Annotated in this window: 7 protein-coding genes; 4 read left to right on the top strand and 3 right to left on the bottom strand. The window is 66.8% G+C overall.

The window, feature by feature from the left end:
- Positions 1–349: FAD-dependent oxidoreductase (locus QOC69_RS26215; protein ID WP_526445165.1), on the bottom strand; the 349-nt coding region annotated here is incomplete at its 3' end.
- A 21-nt stretch (positions 350–370) separates the two neighbouring features.
- On the opposite strand from QOC69_RS26215, the gene grcC1 reads away from it, so the two are divergent.
- The 4 genes from grcC1 to QOC69_RS26195 all read left to right on the top strand — a co-directional run bounded on the left by grcC1 (position 371) and on the right by QOC69_RS26195 (position 5,136).
- Positions 371–1,378, top strand: a complete 1,008-nt coding sequence (gene grcC1, locus QOC69_RS26210) for a nonaprenyl/(2E,6E)-farnesyl/geranylgeranyl diphosphat synthase (protein WP_526445163.1) — start codon at positions 371–373, stop codon at positions 1,376–1,378.
- A 75-nt stretch (positions 1,379–1,453) separates the two neighbouring features.
- Positions 1,454–2,335 (top strand): zinc metalloprotease HtpX, encoded by an 882-nt coding sequence (gene htpX, locus QOC69_RS26205; protein WP_526445161.1) that lies wholly within the window; start codon positions 1,454–1,456, stop codon positions 2,333–2,335.
- Between the two features lie 528 nt (positions 2,336–2,863).
- Positions 2,864–3,403 carry a hypothetical protein gene (locus QOC69_RS26200; protein ID WP_526445159.1) on the top strand — a complete coding sequence of 180 codons (540 nt, stop codon included), beginning with the start codon at positions 2,864–2,866 and terminating at the stop codon, positions 3,401–3,403.
- Between the two features lie 32 nt (positions 3,404–3,435).
- Positions 3,436–5,136, top strand: coding sequence for a hydroxysqualene dehydroxylase (locus tag QOC69_RS26195; RefSeq protein WP_526445157.1), 1,701 nt, complete (start codon positions 3,436–3,438; stop codon positions 5,134–5,136).
- Between the two features lie 3 nt (positions 5,137–5,139).
- Here QOC69_RS26195 and QOC69_RS26190 read toward each other — a convergent pair whose 3' ends face one another.
- Together QOC69_RS26190 and QOC69_RS26185 are read right to left on the bottom strand one after the other, a co-directional pair.
- A complete protein-coding gene (locus QOC69_RS26190; protein ID WP_526445155.1) occupies positions 5,140–5,973 on the bottom strand; it encodes a DUF5995 family protein in 834 nt (277 codons plus the stop codon).
- Between the two features lie 23 nt (positions 5,974–5,996).
- Positions 5,997–7,597 (bottom strand): helix-turn-helix transcriptional regulator (locus QOC69_RS26185; RefSeq protein WP_526445153.1); only part of this gene is annotated, 1,601 nt, incomplete at its 5' end.

Below are 7,597 nucleotides of genomic sequence, written 5' to 3'. Positions count from 1 at the left end.
GCTCGGTGCGGGGCACCGCGCTGCTCGACGAAGGGAACGACGGACCCGGCCAGCCGATCTCGACGTCGGCACCGAAACCCGACATCCGCAGACCGTGGTGGCGGATCCGGCCGTCCAGCCACGGGCCGAGGCCGAGGAGTTCGAGTTCGGCGACCGCGCGAGGGGTCAAACCGTCACCGCATGCCTTGTCGCGGGGGAACTGGGCCGAGTCGATCACCAGCACGTCGCGGCCGTTGCGGACGGCCCACGCGGCGGCGGCCGAACCCGCGGGTCCGGCTCCGATCACCACCACGTCAGCTGACCTGACTTCCCCGGTCGCTGCGCTCCTGCCCTCCGTATAGCGGTCCACAGCTCACAGTATGTTGGAGCAATGAAGACACCAGCGACCGTGGTCGCGGGCGTGGACTTCGGCGACGCCGCATTCGCCGCGGAGGTCCGCGACGGGGTGGCGCGCATCGAAGAGCTGATGGCCACCGAGCTGGGCAAAGCCGACGAGTTGATGGCCGAGGCCGTTCAGCACCTGTTCCAGGCCGGCGGCAAGCGGTTCCGTCCGCTGTTCACGGTGTTGTCGGCGCAGCTGGGGCCGGAACCCGACGCGTGGCAGGTCACCGTCGCGGGTGCGGTCATCGAGTTGGTGCACCTGGCCACGCTGTATCACGACGACGTGATGGACGAGGCGCTGGTGCGACGCGGCGCCGACAGCGCCAACGCCCGATGGGGCAACAACATCGCGATCCTCGCAGGCGACTACTTGTTCGCGACGGCGTCACGTCTGGTGTCGCGGCTCGGGCCGGAGGCGGTGCGCATCATCGCCGACACGTTCGCGCAGCTGGTCACCGGTCAGATGCGGGAAACCCGCGGTGCGGTCGAGGGCGCCGACTCCGTCGAGCACTACCTCAAGGTGGTCTACGAGAAGACGGCGTGCCTGATCGCCGCGTCGGGCCGGTTCGGCGCCACGTTCTCCGGCGCCGACGACGAGCAAGTCGAGCGGCTGTCCCGGCTCGGCGGCATCGTCGGCACCGCGTTCCAGATCTCCGACGACATCATCGACATCGAGAGCGATCCCGACGAGTCCGGCAAGGTGCCGGGCACCGACCTCCGCGAGGGCGTGCACACGCTGCCGGTGCTGTATGCGCTGCGCGACGGCGGCCCGGACGCCGACCGGCTGCGCGAATTGCTGGCTGGTCCGGTCGACAACGACGCCGACCTGGCCGAGGCGCTGCGGCTGTTGCGTTCGTCACGCGGCATCGCCGAGGCCAAGGAGACCGTCTTCCGGTACGCCACGGACGCCCGGGATGAGCTGGCCAAACTGCCCGACGTTCCGGGACGGCTGGCGTTGGCCAACCTCGTCGACTACACGGTCAACCGCCACGGTTGACGATTCGGAACCGCTGGCGGTCGCCCGGCGTTCAGTCAGCGAAGACTTCCCGAGTTTCATAGGAAGAAGCAAACAATGACGTGGCATCCACACGCGAACCGACTCAAGACGTTCGTGTTGCTGGTGGGGTTCTCCGGGCTGATCGTGTTCGTCGGCGCGCTGTTCCAGAGCAGGGCCATTCTTGGCCTGGCCGTGCTGTTCGGCGTGGGCATGAACGCTTACGTCTACTTCAACAGCGACAAGATGGCGCTGCGGGCGATGCACGCCCAGCCGGTGAACGAGTTGCAGGCGCCCCTGATGTACAAGATCGTCCGCGAGTTGGCCAATACCGCGCACCAACCGATGCCGCGGCTGTACATCAGCGACACCGCCGCGCCCAACGCGTTCGCGACGGGCCGCAATCCGCGCAACGCAGCGGTGTGCTGCACCGCGGGGATCCTGCAGCTCCTCAACGAGCGTGAGCTGCGTGCCGTGCTGGGCCACGAGCTGTCGCACGTCTACAACCGCGACATTCTCATCTCGTGCGTGGCAGGCGCGATGGCATCGGTGATCACCGCGCTGGCCAACCTCGCCTTCTTCGCCAGCATCTTCAGCGGAAACCGCGAGGGCGGCACCAATCCCTTTGCCATCCTGCTGGTTTCACTGCTCGGCCCGATCGCGGCGACGGTCATCCGCCTGGCGGTGTCCCGGTCGCGGGAGTACCAGGCCGACCAGTCCGGCGCCGAGCTGACGGGCGATCCGCTATCGCTGGCGAGCGCACTGCGCAAGATCAGTGCTGGGGTGCAGCAGGCGCCGCTGCCCCCCGAGCCGCAGCTGGCCGACCAGGCGCACCTGATGATCGCCAACCCGTTCCGGGCCGGCGAGAAGATCGGCAAGTTGTTCTCGACGCACCCGCCGATGGCCGAGCGCATCGCGCGGTTGGAGCAGATGGCCGGCCGCGGTCCTGGTCAGTACTGAGCGTCTGTCGTCCGCGTCGCACGCCGCCGTTTTCCTGCCGCCCCATCTGCCCATCCACTCTCAGCAGTCACACCAGCCACCTGAGCTAGGCACCAACCAAAGTGCCCACCTCAGCGCGAATCGGCTCGGTTTGCATCGCCCGCGTCGCCGTCGCACCACCCGCGGCTGGAATTGTCGCTGTTAGGTGGGCAAAAGCGATCGCCTTCTGCTCCAGTGACGGGTGTGGCGCGTGTGATCAAGTTGCGTGTCCACTCGGCGCGTCGGCGGTTTGCCTCGGCAGCAGCGGCGTCGACTCTGCGTCCTGGGTGTGAAAGTGCGAGGAACGCGCGCCACCACCGCAGAGCCAAGCGGCACCCCAGTGGCGACGGGCCCCGCTGTGAGGTGGGCAAAAAGCGGTCCACTTCCGCTCCGGTGACGGGTATGACGGGTGTGACAGATGTGACCAGCGCCCGCCAGGGCTGACCGGGCCGTCGTGACTTGAGTGGCCGTAGTGCTGCGAGTGACGTTGGCAACCTCTAGGGTGAGCCTGTGCTGACCAGAATCCTGATCGGCGTGGTAGCTGCGGGGGCAGCTGTGATTGGCGTACCCGGTGTGGCCGGTGCCGATCCCGAACCCGCGCCGCCTCCTCCACCGCCCAATGCCAACGCGTTCGCGCCCCTCAAGGCATCCGACTTCTCCATGCAGAACGGCGAGGTCTACGCCTTCGCCGTACCGGGTGACATCGCCTGCGTGATGAGCCGCGGATCGGGCATGTACGGCTGCAGTGGCCCCATCCCCGCCGCACCGAATAACGCCAACGCCGTCACCGGCTCGCAGCAGGGCCCGGCCAGCTTCGCCAACGCCGACCGCCCCCTGTACATCTTCGACACGTTGCCCAAGCGACTGCCCGCCGGATCGCGGATCAATTTCCGTAACGTCGCGTGCGGAACCGACGGCACCATGACCGTCTGCAACAACAATTTCGACGGCGGAGGGTTCGTGATCAGCCCGACGGGCAGCTTCATCATCGAGCCCAACAATCCACTGCTGCTGAACACCGGCGAGGGCCACAACCCGTACTTCAACTGACGGCGTAAGGCCGGCCGCCTTACCATCGCCCAATGGCATCCGTTGCGGTGCTTGGGGGTGGAGTGGGTGGACTGAGTGCTGCCCACGAACTCGCCAAGCGGGGGTCCGAGGTCACCGTCTTCGAGGCGCGCGAGGTGTTCGGCGGTAAGGCTCGCTCGATACCCGTGCCCGACAGCGGCACGCGACCGCTGCCCGGCGAGCACGGCTTCCGGTTCTTCCCCGGCTTCTATCAACACCTGGACGCCACCATGGCGGAGATCCCCTGCAAGGGCCGCACGGTGAAGGACAACCTGGTCCAGGCCACCGAGATGCTGATGGCCCAGGCGGACGGGGCCAATGAACTGATCGCGCCGATGAGGTTCCCGTCGGACGTCGACGATCTCACCAAGCTGGTGAAGTTCATGTTCGCCATCGCCACGACGCTCGGGATCCCCCTGCACGAGTTCGCGTTGTTCTTCGAGCGGATCCTGGCCTACCTCACCGCATGCGACGAACGTCGACTCGTCGAGTTCGAGTCGCAGAGTTGGTGGGACTTCACCGATGCCAAGCACCGGTCGAAGGCGTTTCAGAAGTTCCTCGCGACGGGCATGACCCGCACGCTCGTCGCCGCCCGCGCCGAGGAGATGTCGGCGCGGACCGGCTGCGCCATCCTGACCCAGCTGCTCCAGGACATGGCCAACATCAGCGGTCAGCCGGACCGCGTCCTGAACGGGCCGACGAGTGAGGTCTGGATCGACCCGTGGGTCGACTACCTGCGCGACGAGAAGGACGTGGCGCTGCACGGCGGACACCAAGTCGCCGGAATCCAGTGCGACGGAACGTCGATCACCGGTGTGACGGTCGTGGGCAAGGCCGGTCCGAAGGTGATCGAGGCCGACTACTATGTCGCGGCGCTACCGGTCGAGCGGATGCAGAATCTGCTCACCAACGACATCCGCGCCGCCGACCCGCAGCTGGCGCACATCGACCGCCTGACCACACGGTGGATGAACGGGGTGATGTTCTACCTGGACGTGCCGGCGAAACTGCCACGCGGCCACGTCATCTTCATCGACTCACCGTGGGCGCTCACTGCGCTCGCACAACAGCAGTTCTGGCCGGAGGGCCTCCTTCAGAACCGCGGCGACGGCCGCGTCAAGGACATTATCTCGGTGGACGTTTCGGATTGGGATCAGCCCGGCTTGATCTACAAGAAGGCCGCCAACGCGTGCACGAAGGAGGAGATCTTCGCCGAGGTATGGGAGCAGATGGCCCGCCACTTCGACCACGACGAGATCAAGGAGGAGAACGTGATCCACCGGTTCCTCGATCCGGCCATCGAGTTCCCGAATCCGTCCAAGGCGACCAACGCCGAGCCGCTGCTGATCAACACCGCGGGCTCTTGGAAGAACCGGCCCGATGCGGTGACGCGCATCCCCAACCTCGTGCTGGCCGCCGACTTCGTGCGCACCAACACCGATCTCGCGACGATGGAGGGTGCCAACGAGGCGGCGCGCAGGGCTGTGAACGGCATTCTCGAGAAGGAGGATTCGCCGTATCAGCCTTGTAAGGTATTCGAGCTGAAGGAACCACTTCTTCTGGCGCCGTTCAGGTTCGCCGACGCCGTGCAGTGGCGGCTGGGCTGCCGTGGCCCGAAGAAATCACCTGTGCGCGTGACGGAGTCAGGAGAGCTGGAGGGGACCGATCTGGCCGCGCGCGCCATACTCGCCGCCGCGAAGTTGGCTGCCCGCTAACGGCTACGGGAGGAAGGCAGCGTTCAGTACATTCGGTTTCGCCGCGGCCACGTCCAGCGTGCGAACGTTCCGTGCGACGTCCCGGCTCTCCTTGTCGGCGATCCAGTCGACCACCCCGCGGATCTTGTCGGGCGGATACAGGTAGCAGGTGGTCAACAGGCATGCCCTGGAATCCTGAAGGTCGACCAACTCTTGGAACTCGTCCGGTGAATCGGCCAGCACGTTCGCGAACTTCCATGCGAGATCGCGGAATACGATCAGCAGCGCGTTGATCTCGTCCACCTCGTCGCCGGGCAGCACGTCGCGGATGGTCTGTGTCCGCGGCGACACCTTTGCCAGCGCGTCGAACACACCCTGGACCTGACTGCCCAGGATCGCGTTGAACATGTTGAAGTCATAGTGCAGATCGTCCATCGCCCCGGCGCCGACCTGTGCGGCCGTGATCCCGAGATCGAGGTTGATGTGCGCGCAGACCGCCGTCAGCAGGTGCTGGAAGATGATCGGCTCGTCGTACCTGAGGCCGTCGAATGCCCACTGCCACACGTGGGTCGGCCCCGGGTAGTCGTCCGGGTGGAAGTGGGCGTTGAGGGCGTCGAAGTAGCGCTGCGAGAACGTCATGGTGAATCGCGTCATCACCTTGGGATTCTGGAACCCACCCGGGGCGTCGATCGCCCTGCTCATCGCGATCGTCGCCCGCTTGTAGATCGTCGCGAAGTAGCCAATACCGCTCGGGGCGTTGATCGCCCACGTGACGATCACGTCGAAGTTGGCGATCGTCTGGCGCGGGTTCTTCGCGGTGGCCAGCGGCGGCAGCGCTCTCGGTTTCTTCGGCGGCATGGTGGGAGTATCGCGGCTGAGCGTCACTCGAGGCCGCGCAACTGGTCCATCCGCCTGCCGAGTTCGGCGCGGGAGCGGATGCCCAGCTTGCTGTAGACCCGGCTCAGGTTGTGCTCGACGGTCTTGATCCCGATGAACAGCGTCGCGGCGACGTCGCGGTTGGTCATGCCGGAGGCGGCCAGGTCGGCCACCCGCTGTTCGGACGGGGTGAGCGCGACAGCCGAGTTGGGCCGGACGTTGGTACGGGCGAGTTCGGTGCGAACGTGGTCGGCCCACCACGGCGCACCCACTTCCTCGAACTCCGCGAGCGCTTCCGCGAGGGTCTTGGAGGCGGCATCCTTGAGCCGACGCCTGCGCTGCAGCTTGCCGAGGAGCAGTCGGGTGCGGGCCCGCTCGAAACGCATCGGGGTGCGGTCGTGTTCGGCCATCGCGCGGTTCACCGACTCGAGGGCGGCGTCGACGTCGCCCTTGGCCGCCAGCCACAACGCGCGACAGCGGGCGCCCGCCGCGAGCATCCATGGTCGGTCGTGTTCTGCTCCGTTGCGCTCCAGTGCCTCGATCAGCGGTTCGGCCTCGTCGAGCCGGCTCAGGGCCACCATCGCCTCCGCGGCGTTCGGCAGGTACCAGCCGCTCATGATCTCGGTACCGGGAATGATGTCGAGCCGCGACACCATTGGCGCGAACGTGACCACTGCGTCGTCGTACCTGCCCAGTGACACCTCCATGAATCCCTTTGCCATCAAGGGCCATTCGGTCATTCGGGGCGCCCCGCACGCCTCGGCGGCCCGCAGTGCCGCGTCGACATCGGCCAGCGCCTCGGTCCCGTGGCCGGCGTGGGCGTGCACCGCGGCGCGGATGCTGAGCCCGATGACGTCGACGGTCCCGCCACCGAGCTGCTGCGCACGTTCGATGGCCGCGTCGGCCATCACCGCGGCCTCGGTGAGATTGCCGCTCCACATCTCGATCAGGGCGCAATACTCGGCCACGACCAACACGTTTCGGTCCGCGCCGCGTTCGACGCAGCGTTCGTAGACGGCGCGCATTCGGGTGCGGGCCTCGTCGATCCGGCCCGTGTACGCCAGGATGAGCGCCTCGACTGCGCTGGCGCTGAACGGCATCGGGACGTCGTCGTTGACCTGTTCGAGCTCGAGCGCGCGGGTCAGGCTCGCCTCGTCGATGCCGTGGCCGTACATGAATTGCGTGTGGGCCCAATGAGCCAGAGCCTGGCTCGCCAACCCGGGGATGCCGGTGGTCTCCGCCACGGTGGCAGCCCTGCGGGCGTTGGTCATCGATTCGTCGAACGTGCCGTGCGCGGGCGTGCCTTCCGCGAAGGCGCCCATGCCCTGGGTGAAGGAGAGGTTCAACAACGTCTGTACGAGGATGGGCGCAACGTCCTGCGTGTCGTCGACGGCGCGGGTGAGCAGATCCATGGCCGTGACGAAGTTGTTGTCGTAGATGCGGATCGCGGCGAGCAGGTTCAGGGCGATGCCGCGCAGCGTCCCCGGCCGCAGCTGATCGACCATCGGGGTGAGCATGCTCTCGGCGTGGTCGGTGTTGCCCGCGTAGAAATGGTCTCCTGCCGCTCGAATCCGGCGCCACGGCTTGTCGCCGCCGAGCCCGATCG

The sequence above is a fragment of the Mycobacterium sp. genome (genome assembly GCF_032162105.1).
Lineage (GTDB): Bacteria > Actinomycetota > Actinomycetes > Mycobacteriales > Mycobacteriaceae > Mycobacterium.
This window is presented reverse-complemented; position numbering and strand designations above follow the sequence as displayed.